Origin of the sequence: Pseudomonas sp. P20 (assembly GCF_016463925.1) — a bacterium.
Lineage (GTDB): Bacteria > Pseudomonadota > Gammaproteobacteria > Pseudomonadales > Pseudomonadaceae > Pseudomonas > Pseudomonas aeruginosa.
Genome location: NZ_JAEMVM010000070.1, coordinates 1 through 1301 on the forward strand (window position 1 = coordinate 1; position 1301 = coordinate 1301).

1 protein-coding gene is annotated in these 1301 nt (G+C 63.0%); it reads left to right on the plus strand.

What is annotated here, in order from left to right:
* Nucleotides 1-208: 208 nt before the first annotated feature.
* On the plus strand, nucleotides 209-1301 hold a 1093-nt coding region (locus tag JHD77_RS31480), incomplete at its 3' end, for a DEAD/DEAH box helicase family protein (protein WP_199506555.1).

Consider the following 1301-nt stretch of genomic DNA (forward strand, 5'->3'; position numbering starts at 1 on the left):
TGCTGTCGTCCTACGACATCGATGCCGGCGGCGAATCCAGGCTCTGGATCATCACCGAGGCAGACCGCAGCTCAACCACGCTTTTGCTCCCTAGCGACTACTGACCTCGCCCCCACGGCGATTCCTTCCACTCCACCCTGCAGGGTATGGCGATACCCGAAAGGGACGTGCATGCCCTGCTTTCTTCCTTCACCTGCAGGAGATGCACATGAACGCTCAGACCCAACCGGCCGCCCTGGCCGCCTCCTCCCTGAACATCAACCTGACCGACTTCATCGACGAGTTCGGCGACGAGCTCCTGGAGTCGCTCAATCGCTCCAACCCCCCGGTCTATACCGGCTCCGACAACGCTCACCGCCAGTTGGTGATGGACCGACTCAAGCGCAAGCCCTTCGCGGCCCAGGCCGAGGTCGTCCAGGCCATCACCGCCCTGCTGCTGGACCGTAACGAGCAGGCCGGGATCATCAACGCCGAGATGGGCACCGGGAAAACCATGATGGCCATCGCTGTCGCAGCGGTCATGCACGCGGCCGGCTATCGCCGGACCCTGGTTGTCTCTCCGCCGCACCTGGTCTACAAGTGGCGCCGCGAGATTCTGGAGACCATCCCAGCCGCCCGCGTCTGGGTACTCAATGGCCCAGATACTCTGCTCAAGCTGCTCAAGCTACGAGATCAGATGGGCGACGCCTACGACGGACGCCAGGAGTTCTTCATCCTCGGCCGCGTGCGGATGCGGATGGGTTTCCATTGGCGGCTCGCCTGCTGGAAGAAGCGCGCCGCCGGCGGCCAATTGCTCGCTGCGTGCCCGGATTGCGGCCAGGTCCTCGAGGACCTGGAAGGCAACCTGGTCACGGTGGAGGAGTTCGAGCGTGGTGACCGTCGACGTACCTGTTCCTCCTGTCGTGGGGCGCTCTGGACGCTGATCCGGCCAGGCAAGCCTGACGGCGGCAACCGGCGCGCAACGATCCTCAAGTCGATGTGTCGGATTCCAACCATCGGCCCGGTCAGGGCGGAGCGCCTGCTGAACGACTTCGGCGAGGACTTCCTGGCCACGATGTTGGTGGACAACGTCTCGGAGTTCATCAACCTGATGGACGCCAAGGGCGACTTCGTCTTCAGCGATCGGCAGGCCAAACGCATGGAGCGATCGATGGCGAACATCGAGTTCGGCTTCGGCGAAGGCGGCTACCAACCGACCGAGTTCATAAAAAGACAACTTCCCAACGGCTACTTCGATCTGTTGGTGGTGGATGAGGGGCATGAGTACAAGAACAGCGGTTCGGCCCAGGGCCAGGCCATGG